This window comes from Metabacillus idriensis (assembly GCF_009674765.1).
GTDB lineage: Bacteria > Bacillota > Bacilli > Bacillales > Bacillaceae > Bacillus_P > Bacillus_P idriensis.
Map to the genome: position 1 here is coordinate 37,586 of NZ_WKKF01000010.1, position 23,064 is coordinate 60,649.

Sequence of the window (23,064 nt, forward strand, 5' to 3'; positions counted from 1 at the left end):
TCACGGTATGACTTTCGTGCTTTCCGTTCATCAAACATACGCAAAATCAGAATGACAAGTTTAAAATGATTTGCACCTCCATTTATATAGTAGCAAAAGAATGAAAGCGATACAAAAAGAGTGCCTTAAAAAGACACTCTTACGCATGGATGCTTTTTTGCAGCAGTTTTTTCAGAATTGGAAACAGCACTTCTGGAAGCTTCTCAATGTCGGGAACCACTATGCTGAATTTACCGTAAATGTTTTGAATCGTTTTTTGCTGCCCCTCGTCAATTTCTCCATTTGCGAGGAAGATATTAATGACTTCAATTCCGCGTTTTCTTGCTTCGAGCACGGCCTCGTGTGTATCGATAATGCCGTTTTGCTCGTAGCCTGTTGCCGCAGGCTCCCCGTCTGAGAAGACCAGCATAAATTTTTGATTTTCACTGCGGTTTATAAGCTGCTTTGTCATATGGCGAATAGCATAGCCGTCGCGATTATCTTCTTCAGGCTCGAGCTGCAGAATTTCAGGTCCCCTTTTCTTCTGCAAAGAGCTCCCAAAATCGATAACCGTTTTAAAATGGTTTGGCTGCTTTGTTTCGGTCGCTTCATTCGTATCTTCCCAAAAACCGACGACCTGGTGAACGACGGAAACAGATTTTAGCGCCTCATGAAACAAGGTGATTCCGAGCTTTGTCTGCTCCATTTTGTCAAACATCGATGCTGAGCAATCAACAAGCAGGCAAAACGCAGCATCAATTTGCGCAGACGGCTGATTTTTTTTATAAAATAAACGCGGATTATCGTCTGTAAGGAGCTTCAGCAGTTTTTTGCTTAAGCGTCCGGTATGCAGATCGCTTCGCGGCGATATCTTTTTATGCTCAAGTGTTTTTTCGATCATTTGCTTTAGCTTTTTTTGAAATGGGACGATGGTTTCTTTTTTTACCAAGTATGCGGCTTGATCCGATGCACTTGGCTTTTCGGGTGATACAAAGACAGGATAGGCAAATTTATTTTCTTTGCCGAATGCCTCACTGTCCCCTCGCTCTTGTTTGTTTTCAGCGTTTTCCATCGCTTCAAGCTTAGAATAATCATTTCTTGCTGTTTTCTTGGAGGATCCCTGTACCATTCCGAGCGCCTGATCGCCGTCATCGCCTTCTCTGACGCCTTCTCCGAGAAGGTCTGTTTTGCTTCCCTGCTCAAGGTCGAATTGAAGAAAGCTCTTTGTCGCTTCACTTGTTTCCCTGTGCCAGGTCGGCAGTTTATCCTCGTGTATGTCTTCATCATCTTCTTTGTTCCGCTCAAGAATATCATCGTTTTTCAGCTTTGATTTTCGTTTCAGATCATCAAAGGTTAAACCCGATTCTGCTTCTGAGTAGTTTAATAATGGCAGATGAAAATACATATTCAGCATGTCATTCGGAACAATGTCTTCAAGGACTTCTGAAATGTTCAGGACTATCTTGCCTATGTCATCCGTATTGCGGGCTTCATAGAGCTTCAGCAGTTCACTCTGGATAAACGGCACAGCCAGATCAATTGAATTTGTCAGAGCCGGAAACTCCTCAAGCGGAGAATCCGATGTTGCTTTTAAATAAAAAGCATTAAAGAGTGCATCCGTATAAATGCTTCTCTCCTGGTTGATTGTTAATTGGCTTTTAAAAAAACGTCTGTACATCGAGCGTCTGGCAGCAAACACCTTTGTTGTGCCGGGACGTTCATGCTTGCAGTGCTCCTCAAGCCGCAAATCCTCAAGCATTACAAACAGCTGCTTCGCAAAGCTTGAAACGGCTAGTTTCTGCACATGTGATAAAAAGGCATCTACTGCAAGGAAATCCGTGTATTTATAGCTGCCGATGCTTCTTAAAAATACATCGCTTTTCAAGCCATTCACCATATCCCGGCGCGGCCGGTTATCCCAGAAGTGGCTGATGTACACTTTCTGAATGAACGGATCATAGTAAGACTGCACGGCAAATTCAACCTCAGTCTCATCTTTTTTTGTAAGAGTCTTTGCCAAGTCGGAGAGCTCCATAAATAAAAACGAATCGACCCGCTTGTCATTAAATTTTATATATTTCATGACACGGCCCCTTTACACAAAAAGAGTTTCTGCAATATTTTGAATCGCTGCCTTTTCCCTGTCGTCTTCAAGTTTTTCAGTGATTCCGCGTGAGATAGCCCGAAGCGGCGGCATATAGACAGCTAAGTCACATGTGTCGATAAGTGCTCTTACAGACGCAGCTTCTTCCGAAATTTGACCATTCTGCACCTGGGTGATCAGATCAGATGAAAGAGTAACAAACTGACTGATCAGCTTTTCATTTGTAAGCATAGATTGTGAGCGCAGTACGGCCTTTAGCTGTTCACCTTGAATATATGGCACTTCAATCACAACGAAACGATTTTTTAGGGCTTCATTTAAAGGAATAGTACCTACGTAACCTTCATTAATAGCTGCAATCACGCCAAAGTCGCTGCTTGCTTTGATTACCTCTCCTGTAAATGGATTCGTAATCATTTTACGGTAGTCCAGCACTCCATTTAAAATCGGCAATGTTTCGGGCTTCGCCATATTAATTTCATCTATATATAAGATATGACCTTTTTTCATCGCATGAATGACAGGACCTTCAATAAATTCAATGCTCGTTTTCGAACCTTCCTGCGAGATGGTTTTGTAGCCAAGCAGTGCCTCCGCATCAAGATCCACGCTGCAATTTATGCTGTGCATCGGCTGGCCGAAAAGATTTGACAGTGTCTCGGCAAGCTTTGTTTTACCCGATCCTGTAGGTCCTTTTAATAAAACATTTTTGCCTAATGATAAAGCGATCATGGCATCAAATAAAATCGCATCTTCTGAAGGCATGTACCCGCCTTTGCCGATCAGCATCGCATCTTCGCTGTTTTTAAATGTTTCCGATCTTTTTTTTATGTCTGACATTATATTATTCGGGAGATTTAAAGCTTCTAATTGTGATGTCATAGTATGGTTTTCCCTTTCCTAGTACAATTTCTCTGACCAAGTATACTAGAAATCCGATGCTTACTCAAAGGTATTGATTGCTGTAAACGTGTTCATGCCGATAATGAATAATGTAATTGATCTTTCAACTGCAAACAGTGCTGATTTTTTAAACGCCTTTTTACAGTTAACATATAAAAGAAAAGAAAAAAGACCCTTATTAAGCTCTTATTCCGTTAAAAAAAATTGGAATAAATAGAAGGATTACAGTGAACAATAAATGCATTACTGCCCATTAAACACGGGCTAGTTCATTGATTTACAGGTGAGGGATGTTTATGTTTTGGAATAAGAAAAAAAAGGGTTTAGTGCAGCAAGAAAGCACGAAGCAAACACTGGCTCTGGAAAATCAGCCCTTATCTATAGAAGAGTTAAAAAAAACACTCGAAAAAATGGATGACGCTGAAATTATTGAACCTGAAAAAAATGACTTTCATAAGCTGACGCTGATCTATATAAGGACATTAATTGACCTGGAGCGTTTGAATGAAAGTATTATTGAACCACTTAAAAGATCAGCACAAGAGCAAGTATTAAAAAAGATGACTGCATCAAAAATTACGGAAGTTACCTCTATCGATGAAGCAAATAAGCAGCTTTTTTCAGGGGCTGTTTTGATATATGATCCTGCTAATAATGTTTGGGCTGCTATTCCGCTTAAAAACCCTCTTGGCAGATCAATAGAAACTTCAGAAACAGAGACAATTTTATATGGTGCTAAAGATAGTTTCAGTGAAAATATTGAAGACAATATTTCATTGATTCGACATAGGCTTCCAATTCCGAGATTAAAAACGGAAAAATTCACTGTCGGATCTTTAAGTCAGTCCACCGCAGTCATCATGTACATAGAAGGCCTGACCAATCCTGAATTTATAGAAACTGCAAAAAAGAGGATTGAAGAAATTAATTTTGACCTTTTTTTTGACTCTTCTCAGCTGGCCGCTTTTATGGAGGAGAACGATAACAGTATCTTCCCCCAATTTCAGCAAACGGATCGGCCGGATGTTTGTGCTTATTCGCTCGGTCTGGGTAAAATTACGATTCTTTTAGATAATACTCCTTTTGTGCTTGTAGCGCCGATCACTTTTTTTCACTTGTTTCAATCACCAGAGGATTATATAAACCGATGGCCAGTTGCCAGTTTTTTAAGATGCCTTCGTTACTTAAGCTTTTTTATTTCAATTACTTTAATCCCTTTTTATGTTGCATTAACTACACATCATTATCAGATGATTCCCCTTCAAATTTTATTTGTCCTGATGGAATCCAGAACAAAACTGCCCTTTTCGCCTTTCTGGGAAGCCTTACTAATGCTGATTATCTTGGAGATTATTAAAGAGGCAAGCTTAAGAATGCCGACAAAATCCAGTCAAACCCTTGGTGTAATTGGAGGTATAGTCATTGGTCAAGCTGCCGTAGAAGCAGGCTTTGCCAGTAAAGTATTAATTGTCATGGTTGGAATATCTACGATTGCATCTTTTTTAATCCCAAATTATCTAATGACAAAAGCAAATTCCCTGATCCAATTTGGCTTTCTGATTTTATCTTCTTTTTTTGGTATCTTTGGCATTGCGATTGGTTTGATCCTGCTTTTTGCTCACCTAAATGGACTAAATTCTTTAAAGGAACCCTATTTTTCACCTGTTGCCCCCTTCTATGGAAAGGATTGGAATGATCTATTCATACGAGGTCCGCTGACAAAAATGAAAGAGCGTCCTGAACATTTGCATCCTGTTCAGAAATGGAGATACAGTCAAAGGAGATGAGATAATGAAACCTATTTCTCTATATGATCGAACGTATGCCTTTAACGGTGTGTACATTATGCTTATGACAAATAGGCTTCAGATGCTCTATTTCTTTATTATCTTGCCAATGTACTTGATTCACCCCTATATGTTTTGGGGAATTATCGGGGTTGGCATTCTTTCACAGTTAAATTTGATTTTGTTGTCTAAATGGTTTCAATCTGAGTATTCTAAAAAAGGATATCAAGGATTTATCGAATTAATCGGCAAGCGCATGGTTCGATTTTTTTCTTTCCTAGGATTGTTTTTCATTCTTTTAAAATTAATAGTAATCGTGCTAGGTTACGCAGAGATTGTAGAACAGTTTATCTTCCCTTCCATGAACAGCAAGTGGCTGATCCTTTTGATTTTGCTCGTTTGCTTCTACGTTGCCTCGCAGGGAATGGAAAAAACCATTGGTTTTGCAGTGATTGCCTTTTTTTGTACAGCTTGGCTCATTCTCTTATTTTATATTTTTTTCCTGCCTCCAAATGCTTCTGTTTACGACCTTTACCCTCTCATACCGTTTGATTGGCCGGACGGTTCATGGAAAAGTTTATTGTTGATTTGGTCATCTTTGTCAGGACCTGAATATTTAATCTGTTTAGCAACTTGGCTGAAGCCAAATCAGAACTTCCTTAAATATCTCTCTTTTGCAAATGCCATGACGATTCTGGAATACTTGCTTATATTTATTGCTTCCTTACTGTTCTTCGGAGCAGATTATTTAAGATTCAGTAAATTTCCTATTGTTCATTTGGCACGATATCTTCAATTTCCTTTCATTGAGAGAATCGATATCATTTTAATTTCGGTCCTTTTATTCAACGCCATCTTTGCGGGAGCATTGTTTTTATTGTATTTTTATGGCGGCTTAAAAATTGCTGCTTCAAAATTGAATAAACAATCGAGCAAGGTCGGTTTTTACGCCTGTTTTATTATTATATTTATCTGTCTCTATCTTTCTGATGAATGGCTTAGTCAATTTGGAATGGAACAGAGCGTATTATTGAACATTCAAATTTGGTCAGGAGCTTTAACTTATTTACTTGTTCCGTCTTTCTTATTTTCAGTCATGAAACGAAAAGGACGTGAAAAGACATGAGTAAACTAAAAAAAAGGACTGTCAGCTTATCGCTTATCTTTATGATTCTATTAACCGGATGCAGTCCCTTTGTCGAGAACAATACGATCGAAGAGATAGCACCCGTAACTTTTTGGTCTGTCAGGTCTGGTGAAAATGATCAAGTAATATTAAGCACATTAACCCCGCCCCTGCTCAAAGAAAAGAAACGGGTCATTACGATGCAGGTGGACCTTTTAAAACAGGGGAGCAAAAATTTTAATTTGAATTATTACCGCGAAATAAAATCAGGACAAGTTCGAATGCTCATCATTTCTGAAGATTTCGCTAAAAAAGGTATTACCTTTTTAATTAATACTTTGCTTGCTGATCCTGATATTTCACAGCGCATCTATTTGGTAGTCGTAAATGGGAACTTTGATGAATATCTTCAAAATCAGCTGGAACAGGAAGAAAACATTGACTATTATCTCTACCGTATGCTAAAGCATTATGAGGAAAATGACCAAGGGGAAATCACAATTGCAAATTTGCATGAATATAAAAATAAATTATATACATCTTACTCTGATCCTATTCTGCCTGTATTTAAAATTGAGGATGACGATTTTAAATACGATGGAACAGGTATTTTCAGAAATGACAAGCTTCTTTATACCCTCTCCTATTTAGAGGATCAAATCTATCAGATAATTGATAACAATTACTATTTAAAATTCCTTCCGCTGTCATCTTTCTCTGCTGTACTTGGGCAAGTCCGCTCAGATGTGAAGATCGATCTGAACTCCAGCAGTGATATCCTTTCATTAAATGTAAAATTACATGCAAGACTTGAGGAGTACAGAGGAGATAAAAACCTTTTCAATGAAAAAGAATTAACGACGCTTACTAATGAACTGGAAGCATATTTTGAAAAACAGACAAAAGAATTAATCAAAAAGCTGCAAGATTTAGAAGCAGATCCTATTGAAATAGGAAAACGCATCAAGACACCTTTTACTAAGCCGCCTACTGAAAAAGAGTGGCTGCAAAAATGGGGAAAAATGAAAGTGGAAGTGAGCTATCAGCTTGATATCGAGCCTCTAACAAATATGAAAAATGAAAAAGAGTGAAACCTTTTACGGTTTCACTCTTTTCATCATTTAATGTCTATGAGTGCCTTTTTGTGAGTTTGTGATGACAAATCCTGGATCGGGCACATAAAAATACTGAATCCATACGCCGTCTAAAAAGTCTTCGCGCTGATCAAGCAGCACATCAATCTCTTTATCTGTTTTTACAATTTCATCATGCTCAGTCGGTGTATCAAGCGCTATGTCATAATGAGCGTGATCGCCGTGCATTTCAGTCACAACGACACGTATCATTTTACCATCAGCTTCTTCCGTACTCAGCAGCTTTTTTAATTCTTTTGCAGCATTACGATTTATTTTGCAGTTCATGATATCTTCCTCCGATGTTTACTTGAAAAGCTGTGAAACAATTTCAAATGAGCGCAAGCGTTCCTGATGATCATAGATTGAAGCATTGACCATAATTTCATCTGCACCTGTCTCATCTAAGAACTTCTCTAATTTGCCTTTAACAGTGCTTGCACTTCCGACAATTGATGAACCGAGCTGCTGATGAATGGCTGCTTTTTCATATGCTGTCCAAAGCTCTTCCATATTTTCAACAGGAGGCTGCATTTTGCCTGGACGATTGCGGACAAGGTTTAAAAATTGCTGCTGCATTGTCGTTGCCAGATAAGCTGCTCTCTCATCGCTGTCTGCAGCTACCACATTCGCACCTACCATAGCATAGGGTTCTTGAAGCACTTCAGATGGTTTAAAGCTGCTTCGGTAAAGACGCATCGCTGGAATGGTATGCTCCGGTGAAAAATGGCTTGCAAATGCAAATGGCAATCCTAATCTACCTGCAAGCTGAGCACTGTATCCGCTTGATCCAAGCAGCCAGATCGGCACGTTAAGGCCTTTACCAGGAACAGCACTAACATGTGATGCTTCTGTTGGCTGAAAATACTCCATTAGCTCATCAAGCTGTTCTGGAAAATCTTCTCCATTGCTCATGTTTTCTCTGCGAAGAGCACGGGCTGTCAGCTGATCCGTACCAGGAGCTCGTCCCAGTCCAAGGTCAATCCTGCCCGGATAAATAGATTCAAGTGTTCCAAACTGTTCTGCAATTACTAAGGGAGCATGGTTTGGAAGCATGATTCCGCCTGAGCCAACGCGGATCTTCGACGTTCCTCCGGCAACATGTCCAATTAACACAGCTGTAGCCGAACTTGCGATGCCCTCCATGTTATGATGTTCTGCAAGCCAGAAACGATTATATCCCCATTTTTCCGTATGCTGAGCAAGGTCTAGTGTGTTTTTAAAAGCTTCACTTGGGGTACTGCCTTCAACAACTGGAGCAAGATCCAGAACAGACAATTTTACATCTTTTTTTAAATTTATCCTTTCATTGGACATCTCTTTGTCCTCCTTCAATAATTACCTTATCTATAAACAACGACATTGTATCAAGTATTATTGATGAATGAAAACAAAACGACTTGAATGAAAAATGGATTATCTTTGCTTAAGCTCAAAGGCTTCAGCAAGAAGCTCATAAGATTTAAGTTTGTCTTCAAATCTGAATAGATTGGAGATCACCATGCATTCATCTGTTTTATAATCTGCTCCGATACGAAGCAATTCATCTTTTACTTTTTGAGGTGTGCCAATAATCATGCGATCTCGGTTTCTGTTTATTTTCTCTTGTTCATCAGGAGAAAAATCAATTTTTTTCACTTCTTCAGGTGAGGGGATTTTTGTATTTCCTCCCTTTTCCACATTTAAAAGCCATGCATCCTGGCTTAATGCCAGATATTCAGCCTTTTCTTCTGTTTCTGCACATACAACAAAAATACAAAAATTGGATTTAGGAGATGTTAATTGTTGTGTGGGCTGAAATTGTTCCAAGTAATCTTCCATAGCTTTTCTCCCGCTTGCAGGATTGATAAAATGTCCATAAGTAAATGCCAAACCATGTTCCGCTGCAGTCCTTGCTCCCCGATGTGAAACACCTAACAGCCACATTTCTGGAGATGTTTCCGAATCAGGCATTGCTAGTACTTTTGAATATGCATGATCCACTGGCAGCGACTGGCTTAAAAACCCTTGCAGATCCTGGAGCTGCCTTGGAAATTCATTTAAGCTCTTTCGTATTCCATCAGTCAGTGCAAGACGGGTTTCAGCACCACCACCGGGTGAACGTCCAATGCCTAAGTCAATTCGGTTTGGAAATAGAACTTCGAGCGTATTGAACGTTTCAGCAACTTTAAAAGGACTGTATTGCGGTAGCAGCACGCCGCCAGATCCGACTTTGATCCGGCTTGTATTTGAGGCAATGTGAGATATTAATATTTCTGGAGCCGTACTTGCTAATCCATTTGTGTTATGGTGCTCTGCAACCCAAAAACGAGTGTAGCCCAGCTCCTCGGCTGATTTTGCTAATTGCAGAGTCTGCTTCAGGGCATTTCTTGCACTGGAACCTTCTGAAATAGGTGACTGATCTAGAATACTTAGCTTCATTGCTTTTTCTCCTCTTAAGCTGAATTCTTATTTTTGATGAAACAGAGCCTCTGAAAATGCAGCAATGGCTGTGTCAATTGATTGTTTGGCCGCTCGTCCAAATGTGAATCTGACAAAGCCCTTATTCGAACCAAGAGCACTTCCCGGGGTATATATCATCCCTTTATCTACTGATTGATTAAATAGTTTTTCATCATGATGTGCAGGTTTAATTCGGCACCATAAGTGAATACCGCCTTTTGGCACTGTATAATCCACCAGTCCGGGGAGATGCTTTTCAATAGCTGAAACCAGTATATCTCTCCTTTCTTTTAATTCAATTTTCAACTGATGAAGATGCGGATCAAAAAAATCCGATTTTAAAAACTCTCTTGCCAGCCAATCCGAAAAAATGCTTGATCCAAAATCGATTTGCTGTCTGGCATCTGCTAATCGTTCAATAATTTGTTTTGGAGCTAAAATCCAGCCGATTCTCATGCCTGAGGATACCATTTTTGACAGTGAGCTGATATAGATCACAATGCCATGTGAATCTTCCGATTTTAAGGTTGCTGCGCTTTCATTCTCAAAAGACAATAAGGAGTAAGGATCATCTTCAACGATTGGAATTCCAAACTCATATGCAGTACTGAGGATTTTTTTTCTTCGTTCAGAATGAAGAACGGCACCAGTTGGATTTTGATATGCGGAACCTAGAAAAATCATCCGAATCCGGTGCTTCATATAGGCATCATGAATAGCTTGAGGATTGACGCCATTTTCATCCGCATCAAGCAATATTGTCTTAATGCCAAGAGATTTGAAAATAGGCAAAGAATATGTATATGAAGGATTTTCTATTGCAATTGCATCGCCAGGTTTCAATAAACATTGGATTATAAGGTGCAGAGCCTGCTGAGCTCCTGAAGTAATAAGGATGGATGATGGCGTGCAATCTATTTTTTTATAGGTTTTCAGATGACCGGCTATTGTTTCCCGCAATTTCATATTCCCATGCGGATGATCATAGCTTAAGGGATTATCGAAATGCTGATTCTTTAATAAGTGCTGAAATTGTTCGTTTGGGAACAATTCCGGTGATAACTGCCCGGTAGCCAAATCAATCAGATTTTTATGATGGGTTTCTTCAGCGATCCGCTGAATGATCGGCACATTTGGCAAAAGTGTACCGGCTATGAGCATGCGGTTCCAGTTCGGCAAACGTCCGCTAGAATAGTCTTGATTTACCTCACCGACCAATGTACCGCTTCCCCTTTTGCTGATAATTAAACCTGATGCACTGAGTTCAGCATAGGCAGTTGCAACTGTGCTTCGGTTTACCCCTAAGTCCTCTGCTAACATTCGTTCAGAAGGCAGTTTGCTTAATGGAGGCAGTTCCCCGTTGCGAATCTGCTCTTCAAAATACTGAACGATCTGTTTATAAATTGGCTGCTCACTTAAACGGTCGGGCTTCCATTCTTTCGTCATAATAATCAGCTCCTTACATACATAATGGTGCAATTATAAAAGTGGATGGCATTAAAATATGAAAATTGGACGGCCCCATCTCCTGGAACACATGTAAAATGATTGTTAAGAGCGGGGATTTTATACAAAAGGAGTCAATAAATTGTCTATTTGGATCAGTGTCATTATTATCTCTATTATTAGCTTAGTCGGGTTAATAGTAACCATATTAATCGGACAGAATCAAGCAGTTGAGACTTACCGTGAATCAACGAAGGCCAGAATGAAGAATTTATCTGCTATTTATATTGTCAGCATTGCTCTCGCTTTGATTTTACTCGTTGTATTTTTCGTGAATATATAATATAGGGAGAAGTAATGAATCCTGATATTATTTCAAAATGGCTAAACCTCTTAAAACATCATCATAAAGACCGTTCCATCATTCATTAACTTCTATCTTTCCGCCGTAAAAAAAAGAGCAAGATCTCCGGCATTCGGAATCTTGCTCTTTCATATAGGCTGTGTTCGCATTGCTTGTTGTTATTTGTTATCAATGTTACCGTTCCTTTCCGCGGGGAGGACGGGAGCCTCTTCGGCCAAGCCTGCAGAGTCTCTCATTACCCTCCTATTTCCCGCAGCAGTCAAGTTCCTTCCGCTGCAATCCACTAGGGTTTACAACATTTTTTTCTAAAAGCAACTTTACAAAATGAGCCTTCATATATAAATGTTCAATTACCTTCAATTACTTAATCGACTCACTTATCTCCGGTTTTTCTTCAGCAACATTCTCCATATAATTCTTTCCCCATTCGTACATGGCGTCAAGAATCGGCATCAGAGTTCTGCCCTGGTCAGTTAAAGAGTATTCCACTTTGGGAGGAACGACAGGATATACTTTGCGTTCAACGATTAAGTCTTCTTCAAGCTCGCGCAGCTGATTAACAAGCATACGCTGGGTAATTCCAGGCATAAGAGACTTTAATTCGCCAAAACGCTTTGTTCCTTCTTTACCCAGGTGCCATAAAATCAGCATTTTCCATTTACCGCCAATGACAGAAAGAGTCAATTCTTTTTCGCAATTAAATAGTTTTCCATCCATCCGAGACATATCGATCACCTCCGCCCTTAGTATAACCCATAGTATACTTTTTATCACTATGTAAAATAAAAGTGCGTACTTTTATTTTAATGATATATGTATTACACTAGCAATTGTGCTGGTGAGCAACAGCAATAAATAATTTACCGAACAACTTTCCATGCTGCAGGAAGATCGTTTTAGAGTGCAGCAAAAACTAGATTTTTATAGGAGGAACTTATTCATGGAATTACAATTAGCTTTAGATTTAGTCGATATACCAGAAGGAATTAAACTGGTTAAAGAAGTTGAATCATTTATAGATGTCGTTGAGATCGGAACACCTGTCGTTATTAACGAAGGCCTTCGCGCTGTAAAGGAAATGAAAGAAGCATTTCCTGACTTAAAGGTGTTAGCTGATCTTAAAATCATGGATGCAGCAGGCTATGAAGTCATGAAAGCTTCTGAAGCTGGTGCTGATATCGTGACAATCCTTGGAGCAGCAGAAGATATGTCCATTAAAGGGGCTGTTGAAGAGGCTAAAAAACAAGGCAAGAAAATTCTTGTTGATATGATCGCTGTAAAAGACATCGCTGCCCGTGCGAAAGAGCTTGATGAGTTTGGCGTTGATTATATCTGTGTTCACACAGGCTACGACCTTCAGGCAGTAGGACAAAACTCTTTTGAAGATCTAAAAGCAATTAAAAGCGTTGTTAAAAATGCAAAAACAGCTGTAGCAGGCGGCATCAAATTAGAAACATTGCCTGAAGTGATTAAAGCACAGCCTGACCTGGTAATCGTCGGCGGCGGCATTACTGGCCAAGCTGATATCAAAGCGGCTGCATCCCAAATGCAAAAATTAATCAAACAAGGATAAATCCATGACGCAGACAACTCACTATTTTGCAAAAATTTTAAATGAGCTTGGACCTGCCGCTGATTTAATCTCTGACAGTGATTCAGAGAAGTTAGTCGATGCCATTCTTAAATCTGAAAAAGTCTTTACGGCTGGGGCCGGAAGATCTGGATTTATGGGAAAATCCTTTGCAATGAGAATGATGCATATGGGGATTGATGCATATGTCATCGGAGAAACCGTTACTGGAAACTTTGAAAAAAATGATATCTTAATTATCGGTTCAGGTTCAGGTGAAACAAAAAGCTTGATCCAGCTTGCAGAAAAAGCCAAAAGCATCGGCGGAACGATTGTGACAGTTACGATTAAACCAGAGTCGACTTTGGGAAAACTCGCAGACATCACCATTCAATTGCCTGGATCTCCTAAAGATCAATCAAACAGTGAAAAGAAAACCATCCAGCCGATGGGCTCCTTGTTCGAGCAGACTCTTCTTCTGTTCTATGATGCGATTATCTTAAGATTTATGGAGAAAAAAGGGTTAGATTCCGAAACGATGTACGGCAAGCATGCAAATCTAGAATAAAGAGAATAGACAATTAGACCGCGGATCAAATGCGGTCTTTCTGTCTCTATATTTTAATAGGAGTGATATATGTGGGTTCATTAAATGGAAAAACAGCCATCATTACCGGTGCCGGAAGAGGCATTGGACGGGCAGCTGCCATTGCTCTTGCCAAGGAAGGTGTCAACATTGGACTGATTGGACTGACTTTGTCCAATCTCGAAAAAACAGCTGAGGAATTAAAGGGATTTGGTGTAAAAACAGCTGTTGCTGCAGCTGATGTTACACATCTTAATTCTGTTGAGCTTGCGGTAAATGACATTAAATCAGCATTAGGAAACATTGATATCCTTATTAATAATGCTGGGATTGCTAAATTCGGAGGCTTTTTAGAGCTGACTCCTGAAGAATGGGAAAGCATTATCCGTGTAAACTTAATGGGAGTTTACAATGCTACAAGAGCCGTGCTTCCTGACATGATTGAAGGAAAAGCTGGCGATATTATTAACATCTCATCATCAGCAGGCCAAAAGGGTGCTCCAGTTACAAGTGCCTACAGCGCTTCAAAATTTGCAGTGCTCGGATTAACAGAATCCCTTATGCTTGAAGTAAGAAAGCATAATATTCGTGTCAGTGCCTTAACACCAAGCACAGTTGCAACTGATTTAGCGATTGAGACGAATCTGACTGACGGAAATCCTGAATCAGTCATGCAGCCTGAAGATTTAGCCGAATTCATGGTTGCTCAGCTAAAACTTAATTCACGCGTATTTGTGAAGACAGCAGGATTATGGTCAACAAATCCATAAAAACAGACAAGCAGATCCTTTTTTGGGGTCTGCTTTTTCAATGATCTGAAGGTTTCATAATTATGTGTGTGATCAATCCAATGATACCAATTGTGACACATGAAAAGAAAAAGCTTCTGGGTCCCAGGGTTTTATACCCTGCGGCTGCTACAAGACCGTCAATAATTAAAATCGAAATTCCTATATTTAATTTTGTGCTGTCTGAAATAAGCCGTGCCAATAAATCCGTTCCTCCTGTGCTTGTATTATTTCGGAGCATAACTCCAATACCAATTCCTATTAATCCTCCACCTATCAGGGAACTTAAAAAAATCGGCAAAGAAAATTGAGTTCTCAATGGATCCAGCAAATCAATAAAAAAGGCAGATATCAATAAACCGTGAATACTGCTGTAAAAATAAACCGGTTTGAAGAACCAGGAAAAAAAACAAAGAGGCAAGCTTAAAAATAGAATGCATAATCCCGTTTTATAACCAAAATAGTAATGTAAGATCAAGGCTATTCCGTCAACTCCGCCATCAATCAAATGATGCGGAACTAAAAAGCCGTTGATGCCAATACTGATCAATAAGCTTCCTATTATAATCGCTGCAAATTTTTGAGTGATAATGATCACCTTGCCTAAGAAAAGATTCTTCTAACTATATGTCCAAGCATTAGGATTCAGAAGTATCATTTCTTTAGGCATTTTCGTAATAAGAGCGATTTTTATGTATCTTGCAAGTCAAACGTTATCCCTTTACCTCTTGTTGACGGGCTGCTTTGGGGGTTCTAATCTTTTTTCATAAGCAACTTCATTCGTAGAATAAATGGTGACCATAACACTTGCTCCATAGACAGCCGCCCTGATCAGCACAGGCTCGCTGTATTTATTCGTGAACCGAAAATCAGGTCCGTACCAGCTTACTGTTGCATCTCTTCCTGCGGGAACATAAGGAACTCTCCTGCTGTGGGAATATCTCTCGATTACTTTTAATCCTGCATTGTCGATCGCATTGAATAAAGTAGAAGAAACCTGGCAAATGCCCCCTCCTATTCCTTCAGAAAGTTCACCCCTAATGATGATTGGGGCTTTCATATAGCCTCTGGCTGCTGTGCGGTTGCCGACAACCCCGTTAAAGGAAAACGTCTCACCCGGAAAAACGACCCTATTATTGATCGACTCTGCAGCAAGATGGATATTTTTTGTACGCTGAATATTATTCTTATTAAAAAAAGTCACATAAGTCCCAATCCTTGCAGTGCGAACACTGTTCAGCAATTCTTTGTCTACTCTTGGATACAATTTCATCTTTGGTGCTTCCATACGGGCGGCTCCGCTCCCGAAAAAGTACACATGGAATTTTTCATTGAAGTTCTCACGATGCAATCTGTAGCCGGTTTTTTCCGGAATGATTTTACCGCTTTTGTCAATTTCAGCATTTACTGGCGCCTTATACATTTGATTATCCAAATGATTCATGAGTTTATTCAATTTTGTTTCATCAATCATGAATGTCTCCGGGATCAATAACGCAGCATCATTCCGATTCATTTTTTCGATTACATGATTATTATGAGTAATCGTTAAGCTGTTATCAGGCTGGATTTGCTGGGAAAGCAGGAGAATGGCACCAATTAAAACGAATTTCATTCATAATCACCCCCAACTTTACTATGTATAAGGGATAAGCTTTTTATGTAAATCGGCCGATGTTTTTCTTATGGAAAATAAGTCTAAAATGAATAAGATAATTTCATATATTTAAGAATGATTGAATAGTTGAAAAGTTGACTTTTTGCACCTGTTTGCGTTATTATTGCTTTTATCTTTTGCTGAACAATTACCTGCTTCAAAACAGGGTATAGTGGCTATATATAATTAGTTAAGATTTATCAATTTAAAAGATTACTAGAGGTGTTAAAAAATGAAAAAAGTATTTGCTAAGAGTTTTCTGAATAAGCATCTTGGCTTTTTTCTGTTCGCAGTCGTACTGCTATGGATTAAAACCTATGCTGCTTATCAAACCGAACTTAATTTAGGAATTGATAATTCCATTCAGCAGTTCTTGCTGTTCATCAACCCGATCAGTTCTGCTGTACTGTTTTTAGGTTTAGCCTTATTTGCTAAAGGAAGAAAAGCATTTATTTGGATGATCATTATTGATTTCCTTCTTTCTTTCTTATTATATGCAAATCTTGTGTACTACCGTTTCTTCAACGATTTTATTACAGTGCCAACCTTGACTCAGACTAAAAATGCCGGTGACCTTGGACAAAGTCTCGGTGCTTTGGTTAAACCATATGATGTCCTTTACTTCCTGGATGTCATCATTTTAATGGTTCTTGTATTTGGTAAATTCGTTAAGCCGGAAAATGTAAGAATGAAAGGCAAAAGAGTTTCGGCAGTTCTGATCTCAGCGGTAATGCTATTCGGTGCAAACCTTGCTTTGGCTGAAATGGACCGCCCGCAATTATTAACACGAACGTTTGACCGCAACTACCTTGTTAAATATTTAGGCATGTATAACTACACGATTTATGATGCGATTCAAAGCTCAAAGTCATCTGCTCAGCGCGCTTTAGCTGACAGCAACGATGTAACAGAAGTTGTCAACTACACAAAAGCAACACACGCTGAACCTAATCCAGAATACTTCGGCAAAGCAAAAGGCATGAATGTAATTTATATTTCACTTGAATCACTTCAGACATTTGCTATTGATTATAAAATTAACGGCGAAGAAGTTACACCGTTTTTGAATTCATTGACAAAAGATAAAAATACACTTTACTTTGATAATTTCTTCCATCAGACAGGTCAAGGTAAAACGTCTGATGCTGAGTTTATGGTTGAAAACTCATTATTCCCTCTTCCACAGGGAGCTGTATTTACAACGAAAGCAGAAAACACGTATCAGGCAGCACCGGCTATTCTTGATCAAAAAGGATACTCAACAGCTGTTTTACATGGCAACTATAAATCATTCTGGAACCGTGATGTGATGTATAAGTCACTAGGCTACGAGCAATTTTTTGATGCAGCCTATTATTCAATGAAAGATGAAGATGTTGTGAACTATGGCCTTAAAGATAAACCATTCTTTAAAGAGTCGATTCCGCATCTTGAATCTCTGGAACAGCCTTTTTATACGAAATTCATTTCATTAACGAATCACTTCCCTTATCCAATTGATGAGGAAGAAGCTACTATTGATCCTCATACAACTGGTGATGGTTCTGTAGACCGTTATTTCCAGACGGCTCGTTACATGGATGAGTCTTTAAAGCAGTTTTTCGATGATCTGAAAAAGTCAGGTTTATATGATAATACAATGATCGTTATGTATGGTGATCATTATGGAATTTCTGAAAATCACAACAAAGCAATGTCTCAGGTAATGGGCAAAGAGATTAACGGGTTTGAACATGCTCAGCTGCAGCGTACTCCGCTGTTCATTCATGCACCAGGCCTTGAAGGCGGAGAACAGCACCAGTTCGGCGGGCAAGTTGATATACGCCCTACTCTCATGCACCTGCTTGGCATTGATACAAAAGATTATGTCCAAATGGGTACAGATTTATTATCAAAAGATCACCAGCAAGTGGTGCCTTTTAGAAACGGTGACTTCGTAACACCTAAGTTCACTTCAGTTGACGGCAAATTCTATGATACGGCTACTGGAGAAACGGTAGAGGAAAACGAAGACATTAAACAAACAGAAGAAATGGTCGATAAAAAGCTGAATCTTTCAGACCAGATTGTATACGGAGATCTCTTGCGTTTCTATACGCCTAAAGGATTTGAACCTGTAGATCCATCAAAATACCGTTACATGGGTCCTGAAGAAACAGAAGAAAAATAAGCAAAAGCTGATGAGACTTGTTGTCTCATCAGCTTTTTTATTTGCACATATTCTGATCGATCACATTCTGAAATTCGCTTTTCTAGTTCACTATTGCCCCGCAAGCAATCCTGTCCCCTGCGTTTCCTGCAGGATCTGTCATGTAGTCATCTTCTTTTTCGTGGATAATGATTGAACTCCCGTCTTCATCCAGCAGCGAATTCTTCTTCCCCTGTTTTAATGTGGCCTCAGCCGCATGCAGTTCGATATCCACTGTTCCATTTTCGTCAATTTCAATGTTCGGCAGGTCTCCTGCATGAAAGCCTTTAGGATTATCAAATCCATGCTGCTTTTGGGCAGGATTGAAGTGCCCTCCTGCTGATTTGAAATCCGGCTTTTCGCATTTGCCTGTTTCATGGAGATGGATGGCCTTCTTTCCAGGTTCTAATCCTTCAGCTTTTAATCGGATAGCCACTCCTTTGGATGTCTCAGTCAGAGCTGCAGTTCCAATTTGAACGCCCTCGCTGTTTATGATATCAAGGTTTACCGGAGCAACTGCCTTCTCACTGACAGGAAGTGATTCATCTTCTGACTCTATTTCTGAAGCAGACTGACAGGCGCTCAAGCATAATAATGCTGCGATTATTACTGTGTAAAAGCTTTTTCTGTTCATACACACAATCCCTCCATTTTAAAATTTCATTAGCATGATAGCCATAAAAGCAGAATTTTAAAACGGCTGATACAGACCCTACATCTTTTCAAGAGCTTGAATACCGAGTATGGCCAGCCCATCCTTCAAAGTGCTGCACACAGATTGGACAAGCAAAAGTCTGGATGTGAGGGATTGATTTTCTTCAAGGATTTTCACTTTTGCGTAATATGAATTAAACGCCCTGCACACTTGCAATAGATATTTCGCAAGAATGGACGGGTCGTACTTTTCAAACGCGGATTGAATGACTTCCTCATACTGGAAAAGGAGTTTTTGCACTTCCCACCCGTAATCATCTGTTAAAGCCATTGTGTTCTCTGACTTAATCCCGCTGCTTTTTCTTAATAAAGAGCATCCGCGTGCATGTGTATATTGCACATATGGACCTGTCTCCCCTTCAAACTTAAGCATTTCATCCAATGAAAATTCTATATTATTCGTTCGGTCATTCTTCAGATCTTGAAAGATTATTGCCCCTACTCCCACCGCTCGGGCAACCTCTTCTTTGTTTTCCAGCTGAGGATTTTTCACTTCAATATTTGCTTTTGCAGCGGAGATGGTCTCTCTTATCACTTCATCTAAAAGAACTACTTTGCCTTTTCTTGTAGACATTTTCTTTCCATCCTTCAAAATGAATCCAAATGGTATATGATGAAGATCTTGATGCCAGCTGCAGCCCATTTTCTCCAGTACGGCGAAAACCTGTTTAAAATGAATCGATTGTTCCACCCCGACCACATAAAGAGATTTATCAAACTGATATGTTTCCTTTCTGTAAAGAGCGGCAGCCAAATCTCTTGTTGCATAAAGAGTCGCTCCATCCCTTTTACGGATCAGGCACGGCGGCAGATTATCCTTTTCTAACGATACTACCTTTGCACCTTCAGAATGTTCTAGCAGGCCTTTTTTCTCAAGCATTTCAGATATACCTGATAATTGGCTGTTGTAGAATGCTTCTCCATTATACGTATCAAATTGAACGCCTAATAACTCATAAACCCTCTGAAAGTCCTCAAGTGATGCCTCTCTGAACCATTTCCACAGCTCTATTGCTTCTGCGTCACCGTCCTCCAGCCGTTTAAACCAGCTTCTGCCCTCTTCATTAAGCTCAGAAAGTACGGCAGCTTCTTCATGAAACTTTACATACAGTCTAAAAAGCTCCTGTATTGGATGTTTCATGACAGCTTGTTCATTTCCCCATCTTTTATAGGCTGCAATCAGCTTGCCGAATTGTGTGCCCCAATCTCCAATATGATTGATTCTGATAACGTTATAGCCGCATTTTTCTCCTAGATTGGCAATGGCCTGGCCGATGACCGTTGAACGAAGGTGTCCCATCGAAAAAGGCTTCGCAATATTTGGAGATGAAAAATCAATGGTCAATACCTTTGTTTTTTCAGGAATCTGATAGGGAACCTTCATTTTTAGACATTCCTTGCTTATTATCTCTCTGTTAAGATGAAAATTGACATAGGGCCCTGCAGCTGTTGCACTTGTAATAAATTCATCTTTGATTGTTTCTGCAAGCTGGCGTGCAATTTGAATCGGATTTTTTTTATAAATTGAAGCAAGGGCGAAACAAGGTAAGCTGTAATCTCCAAACTGTCTGGTCTTCGGAATTTCAAGAATATCCACTATTGTTTCAAGGCTAAAATCGTTGTGTAATGAGGAATGAATAATGGATCCCAGTTTCTTTTTCATTTGTTATCCTCCTTTATAAAAATAGGCTGTTTTCACATAGAGTGTTGTTTTTCATGATAAATGTGGTCCGTTCCTTGTAGCGAGAGGAACTTGCTTTCCGCGGGGAGCATGGGAGCCTCATCGGCGCCTGCCTGTGGGGTCTCCCAATTTGCTCTATTTCCCGCAGGAGTCAAGTTTATCCTCTGCAATCCACTCAAGTTTTTTAACATTTTTTCTAATAGCAACAATATTTACGAAAAGAGCCTAAAAATAAAAACGCCCGTCTCTTTTTTTACAAAAGAGACGGGCGTTTTCCCGCGGTACCACTCTGATTGTTCATTTCTGAACCACTCGCAGCGTATTAACGGACAGCCGGCCGGCATGCCCTACTGGAAAAATTTTCAGGCATGCTCCTAGAAAGTGCGCTTCATCATTCCGTTCATTTTAGGCTTCCACCATTCCTAAATCGCTGATAGATGAACTTGATATGACTACTCTCTTCATCATGGGATTTTTTTCTATTAAGAGTTATTATATGTGAATCATTGAGGATTGCAAGAGTTTTTTGATTTACCCATACAATTTAGGCAGCGGACCATCTGGATTGGTGATATCCTGCAGATCATAAATGGAGATCGGGAAATACAGAAATCCATAGGCATAAGCTGCGATTTCATAGAGCTGAAAATAAATGACAAGGGACTTATCAGCTAAATAAAAATCCTGATCAGGGCGAATCGATTTAAAGGGAGGATCAAGTAAGGTAATCTCCCTTTCTTTAAGCTGTTTTGCAATAATAGAAGATAAACGTTCAATATAGGCACTGTCTTTTTTAAAAAGATCCTGAAGCTTATATTTCTTTCCTGTCTGGGTATCGTATGTCAGCCCTTTTAGAAAAGACATGCCATGAGCGCCTCCGGAATACACATAATTCAGCAGCGTTAGGCTTAACAAGTCACGCTCATTCGTCTTGAGTTCATACGTTCCTTGCATATCCGTCTGCACTCCGCCGTCATACCCACCAAAATGAATCAGATCCTGAACATTCTTAAGGATGTCTGCATTGATTTTTTGCTGACTGAATGGTTGGGGACCAATTATAGAAGGATAGAAAATCAAAAGGTTTTTCCCTTCAATTTTATGTGTTATGACTCCGGCCGGCAATACAGTCATCTGGTCGCCTCCTTGTTGCTTTTATACAATCATATGACTGGATTTGAGCAATCATCCTTTTAAGGCAGATTGTTTTTTTGAACAAAAAAAGAAGCCTTAATGGCTTCTTATTTTAAGTAGCGTTTTGCTCCAAGGTATCTTGCTTTCCAATAAGAATTATCTAATTTAGAGATCGTAACACCTGATGAACTCGCATGAATAAATTCTCCATTGCCAAGATAAATTCCCATATGAGACGGGCCTGCCTTGTATGTAGTGAAATAAACGAAGTCACCTTTTTGCGGAGAGCTGACTGACGTCATAATGTCCCAATATCCAGCAGTGCTGAGACGGGAGACAGACGTCACTTTGTTCAGTACATAGTACATGAATCCGCTGCAGTCAAATCCAGAAGGAGTATTTCCAGCCCAGCGGTATGGAACTCCAACATGTTTCTTGGCTTCAGCAATCATCGTGTCTATTTTACTGTTTGCAGATGGCTTTGTTTCTTCCACCTTACTAGGCGAAGCTTGGCTTGAACCTTTCACTTTAAGGACCTGGCCAGCGTAAATCACATCTGATTTAAGATTGTTCATTGCTTTTAATTCAGGAACGGTAAGATCGAATTGATTTGCGATCTTTCCAAGATAATCACCAAGCTGCACTTTATATGTTGCTGCAGCAGGCTTACTGGCAGCTGGTTTCGGAGCAGCAGCGGCTGGCGCTTGTACAGCACTTTTGCTTACTTTTAAAGTCTGTCCTGGACGGATCAAATCTGACTTCAATCCGTTTAAACTCTTAAGCTCATTCACTGATACATTATGGTTTCTTGCAATGACCCAGAGGGAATCGCCTGATTTCACTTTGTATGTAGAGACAGAGGTTTTAGCAGGAGCAGCAGATTTTTGAACACTTGATGCGGTTTTTTCAGCAGTTCCGGATATCTTCAGGACTTGCCCTGGAAAAATCATATCTTTAGAAAGCTTGTTTGTCATTTTAATAGTTTCAACTGATGTTTTATACTCGCGTGACAACTTCCATAACGAATCGCCTTTTTTAACGGTTATGCTGTCTGCAGAAGCTGCGGATCCAAGCAAGCCGGAACCGATGACTGCTGAAGCAGTTAACCCAATAATTTTCTGTTTCATTGTTCGCTAAGTACCTCCTTTTTTCTTACATGATTATTTTAATAGATTAGGGCATTAATTACTACAAATTTCTAAAAATAGCACTATATTCTTACTAAAATAGCTAATTTTCTCTCTTGCTATCCCGATTTTCTTGCAAAAATTGACAGCATTAGTCATTTTTGGCCGATTTTTGAGATAGCATATCCAAGCTGAATTTCATATAGTAATAAAAAAGAAACAGGGTGTTAAAAATGGCGAAGAGAAATCGGGGAAAGACTTTATACAAAATGGCTTCAAGAGCCCGCGGCACTTGTCCAATTTGCGGAACAGAGAGAATTAAACTGCTCTACCCT

Annotated in this window: 21 protein-coding genes and 1 other annotated feature; of the genes, 8 read left to right on the forward strand and 13 right to left on the reverse strand. The window is 39.6% G+C overall.

The window, feature by feature from the left end; all coding sequences use genetic code 11:
* Window positions 1-139 precede the first annotated feature (139 nt).
* Both GJU41_RS19925 and GJU41_RS19930 read right to left on the reverse strand, forming a co-directional pair.
* Window positions 140-2,062 carry a vWA domain-containing protein gene (locus GJU41_RS19925; RefSeq protein WP_070875913.1) on the reverse strand — a complete coding sequence of 641 codons (1,923 nt, stop codon included), beginning with the start codon at window positions 2,060-2,062 and terminating at the stop codon, window positions 140-142.
* A gap of 12 nt (window positions 2,063-2,074) precedes the next feature.
* A complete protein-coding gene (locus tag GJU41_RS19930) occupies window positions 2,075-2,923 on the reverse strand; it encodes an ATP-binding protein (RefSeq protein WP_224771206.1) in 849 nt (282 codons plus the stop codon).
* Between the two features lie 359 nt (window positions 2,924-3,282).
* On the opposite strand from GJU41_RS19930, the gene GJU41_RS19935 reads away from it, so the two are divergent.
* From GJU41_RS19935 to GJU41_RS19945, 3 genes are read left to right on the forward strand one after another with little or no spacing between them, the layout of a single operon-like run.
* On the forward strand, window positions 3,283-4,773 hold the full coding sequence (locus GJU41_RS19935) for a spore germination protein (RefSeq protein WP_070875915.1): 1,491 nt from the start codon (window positions 3,283-3,285) through the stop codon (window positions 4,771-4,773).
* A gap of 4 nt (window positions 4,774-4,777) precedes the next feature.
* The gene (locus GJU41_RS19940) at window positions 4,778-5,899 is read left to right on the forward strand and encodes a GerAB/ArcD/ProY family transporter (protein ID WP_154319361.1); all 1,122 of its coding nucleotides are present in this window, start codon (window positions 4,778-4,780) and stop codon (window positions 5,897-5,899) included.
* Window positions 5,896-6,990 (forward strand): Ger(x)C family spore germination protein, encoded by a 1,095-nt coding sequence (locus GJU41_RS19945; protein WP_154319362.1) that lies wholly within the window; start codon window positions 5,896-5,898, stop codon window positions 6,988-6,990. Before GJU41_RS19940 ends, GJU41_RS19945 begins: the two co-directional genes overlap by 4 nt.
* Window positions 6,991-7,020: 30 nt before the next feature.
* On the opposite strand, the gene GJU41_RS19950 is transcribed toward GJU41_RS19945, so the two are convergent.
* From GJU41_RS19950 to pdxR, 4 genes are all read right to left on the reverse strand, one after another.
* A complete protein-coding gene (locus GJU41_RS19950; RefSeq protein WP_070875918.1) occupies window positions 7,021-7,320 on the reverse strand; it encodes an iron-sulfur cluster assembly accessory protein in 300 nt (99 codons plus the stop codon).
* Between the two features lie 18 nt (window positions 7,321-7,338).
* Window positions 7,339-8,349, reverse strand: a complete 1,011-nt coding sequence (locus tag GJU41_RS19955; protein ID WP_070875919.1) for an LLM class flavin-dependent oxidoreductase — start codon at window positions 8,347-8,349, stop codon at window positions 7,339-7,341.
* A 99-nt stretch (window positions 8,350-8,448) separates the two neighbouring features.
* Complete coding sequence (locus GJU41_RS19960; RefSeq protein ID WP_070875920.1) at window positions 8,449-9,453, reverse strand: LLM class flavin-dependent oxidoreductase; 1,005 nt, start codon at window positions 9,451-9,453, stop codon at window positions 8,449-8,451.
* 27 nt (window positions 9,454-9,480) lie between these two features.
* Window positions 9,481-10,920, reverse strand: coding sequence for a MocR-like pyridoxine biosynthesis transcription factor PdxR (gene pdxR / locus GJU41_RS19965; RefSeq protein WP_070875921.1), 1,440 nt, complete (start codon window positions 10,918-10,920; stop codon window positions 9,481-9,483).
* Between the two features lie 142 nt (window positions 10,921-11,062).
* Between pdxR and GJU41_RS19970 the strand changes: the two genes are divergently transcribed.
* Window positions 11,063-11,263 carry a hypothetical protein gene (locus GJU41_RS19970; RefSeq protein ID WP_070875922.1) on the forward strand — a complete coding sequence of 67 codons (201 nt, stop codon included), beginning with the start codon at window positions 11,063-11,065 and terminating at the stop codon, window positions 11,261-11,263.
* 381 nt (window positions 11,264-11,644) lie between these two features.
* On the opposite strand, the gene hxlR is transcribed toward GJU41_RS19970, so the two are convergent.
* Complete coding sequence (gene hxlR / locus GJU41_RS19975; RefSeq protein ID WP_070875923.1) at window positions 11,645-12,010, reverse strand: transcriptional activator HxlR; 366 nt, start codon at window positions 12,008-12,010, stop codon at window positions 11,645-11,647.
* 214 nt (window positions 12,011-12,224) lie between these two features.
* Between hxlR and hxlA the strand changes: the two genes are divergently transcribed.
* From hxlA to GJU41_RS19990, 3 genes are all read left to right on the forward strand, one after another.
* On the forward strand, window positions 12,225-12,857 hold the full coding sequence (gene hxlA, locus GJU41_RS19980; protein ID WP_070875924.1) for a 3-hexulose-6-phosphate synthase: 633 nt from the start codon (window positions 12,225-12,227) through the stop codon (window positions 12,855-12,857).
* 4 nt (window positions 12,858-12,861) lie between these two features.
* A complete protein-coding gene (gene hxlB / locus GJU41_RS19985) occupies window positions 12,862-13,422 on the forward strand; it encodes a 6-phospho-3-hexuloisomerase (RefSeq protein WP_154319363.1) in 561 nt (186 codons plus the stop codon).
* Window positions 13,423-13,493: 71 nt separating this feature from the next.
* Window positions 13,494-14,210, forward strand: coding sequence for a 3-ketoacyl-ACP reductase (locus GJU41_RS19990; RefSeq protein WP_170292859.1), 717 nt, complete (start codon window positions 13,494-13,496; stop codon window positions 14,208-14,210).
* 37 nt (window positions 14,211-14,247) lie between these two features.
* On the opposite strand, the gene GJU41_RS19995 is transcribed toward GJU41_RS19990, so the two are convergent.
* Together GJU41_RS19995 and GJU41_RS20000 are read right to left on the reverse strand one after the other, a co-directional pair.
* Window positions 14,248-14,817, reverse strand: coding sequence for a YitT family protein (locus GJU41_RS19995; RefSeq protein ID WP_170292866.1), 570 nt, complete (start codon window positions 14,815-14,817; stop codon window positions 14,248-14,250).
* Window positions 14,818-14,949: 132 nt separating this feature from the next.
* Window positions 14,950-15,843 (reverse strand): VanW family protein, encoded by an 894-nt coding sequence (locus tag GJU41_RS20000; protein ID WP_154319366.1) that lies wholly within the window; start codon window positions 15,841-15,843, stop codon window positions 14,950-14,952.
* Between the two features lie 274 nt (window positions 15,844-16,117).
* On the opposite strand from GJU41_RS20000, the gene ltaS reads away from it, so the two are divergent.
* The gene (gene ltaS / locus GJU41_RS20005) at window positions 16,118-18,055 is read left to right on the forward strand and encodes a lipoteichoic acid synthase (RefSeq protein WP_070875928.1); all 1,938 of its coding nucleotides are present in this window, start codon (window positions 16,118-16,120) and stop codon (window positions 18,053-18,055) included.
* An 82-nt stretch (window positions 18,056-18,137) separates the two neighbouring features.
* Here the strand turns inward: ltaS and GJU41_RS20010 are convergent, their stop codons facing one another.
* The 4 genes from GJU41_RS20010 to GJU41_RS20025 all read right to left on the reverse strand — a co-directional run bounded on the left by GJU41_RS20010 (window position 18,138) and on the right by GJU41_RS20025 (window position 22,729).
* Window positions 18,138-18,707: a superoxide dismutase family protein gene (locus GJU41_RS20010; RefSeq protein ID WP_070875929.1), complete on the reverse strand. Its 570-nt coding sequence runs from the start codon at window positions 18,705-18,707 to the stop codon at window positions 18,138-18,140.
* Window positions 18,708-18,785: 78 nt separating this feature from the next.
* Window positions 18,786-20,450, reverse strand: a complete 1,665-nt coding sequence (gene argS / locus GJU41_RS20015) for an arginine--tRNA ligase (protein WP_070875930.1) — start codon at window positions 20,448-20,450, stop codon at window positions 18,786-18,788.
* Window positions 20,451-20,725: 275 nt separating this feature from the next.
* Window positions 20,726-20,945: a binding site (T-box leader), on the reverse strand.
* Between the two features lie 54 nt (window positions 20,946-20,999).
* Window positions 21,000-21,602: a DUF3298 and DUF4163 domain-containing protein gene (locus GJU41_RS20020; RefSeq protein ID WP_154319367.1), complete on the reverse strand. Its 603-nt coding sequence runs from the start codon at window positions 21,600-21,602 to the stop codon at window positions 21,000-21,002.
* Between the two features lie 107 nt (window positions 21,603-21,709).
* Entirely contained in the window at window positions 21,710-22,729 is a 1,020-nt protein-coding gene (locus GJU41_RS20025; protein ID WP_154319368.1) for a C40 family peptidase, read from the reverse strand.
* Window positions 22,730-23,064 lie beyond the last annotated feature (335 nt).

Coding starts and splice junctions, on each gene's coding strand:
- GJU41_RS19925 (WP_070875913.1), bottom strand. CDS start 2,062: ATGAAATATATAAAATTTAATGACAAGCGGGTCGATTCGTTTTTATTT.
- GJU41_RS19930 (WP_224771206.1), bottom strand. CDS start 2,923: ATGTCAGACATAAAAAAAAGATCGGAAACATTTAAAAACAGCGAAGAT.
- GJU41_RS19935 (WP_070875915.1), top strand. CDS start 3,283: ATGTTTTGGAATAAGAAAAAAAAGGGTTTAGTGCAGCAAGAAAGCACG.
- GJU41_RS19940 (WP_154319361.1), top strand. CDS start 4,778: ATGAAACCTATTTCTCTATATGATCGAACGTATGCCTTTAACGGTGTG.
- GJU41_RS19945 (WP_154319362.1), top strand. CDS start 5,896: ATGAGTAAACTAAAAAAAAGGACTGTCAGCTTATCGCTTATCTTTATG.
- GJU41_RS19950 (WP_070875918.1), bottom strand. CDS start 7,320: ATGAACTGCAAAATAAATCGTAATGCTGCAAAAGAATTAAAAAAGCTG.
- GJU41_RS19955 (WP_070875919.1), bottom strand. CDS start 8,349: ATGTCCAATGAAAGGATAAATTTAAAAAAAGATGTAAAATTGTCTGTT.
- GJU41_RS19960 (WP_070875920.1), bottom strand. CDS start 9,453: ATGAAGCTAAGTATTCTAGATCAGTCACCTATTTCAGAAGGTTCCAGT.
- pdxR (WP_070875921.1), bottom strand. CDS start 10,920: ATGACGAAAGAATGGAAGCCCGACCGTTTAAGTGAGCAGCCAATTTAT.
- hxlR (WP_070875923.1), bottom strand. CDS start 12,010: ATGTCTCGGATGGATGGAAAACTATTTAATTGCGAAAAAGAATTGACT.
- hxlA (WP_070875924.1), top strand. CDS start 12,225: ATGGAATTACAATTAGCTTTAGATTTAGTCGATATACCAGAAGGAATT.
- hxlB (WP_154319363.1), top strand. CDS start 12,862: ATGACGCAGACAACTCACTATTTTGCAAAAATTTTAAATGAGCTTGGA.
- GJU41_RS20000 (WP_154319366.1), bottom strand. CDS start 15,843: ATGAAATTCGTTTTAATTGGTGCCATTCTCCTGCTTTCCCAGCAAATC.
- ltaS (WP_070875928.1), top strand. CDS start 16,118: ATGAAAAAAGTATTTGCTAAGAGTTTTCTGAATAAGCATCTTGGCTTT.
- GJU41_RS20010 (WP_070875929.1), bottom strand. CDS start 18,707: ATGAACAGAAAAAGCTTTTACACAGTAATAATCGCAGCATTATTATGC.
- argS (WP_070875930.1), bottom strand. CDS start 20,450: ATGAAAAAGAAACTGGGATCCATTATTCATTCCTCATTACACAACGAT.
- GJU41_RS20020 (WP_154319367.1), bottom strand. CDS start 21,602: ATGACTGTATTGCCGGCCGGAGTCATAACACATAAAATTGAAGGGAAA.
- GJU41_RS20025 (WP_154319368.1), bottom strand. CDS start 22,729: ATGAAACAGAAAATTATTGGGTTAACTGCTTCAGCAGTCATCGGTTCC.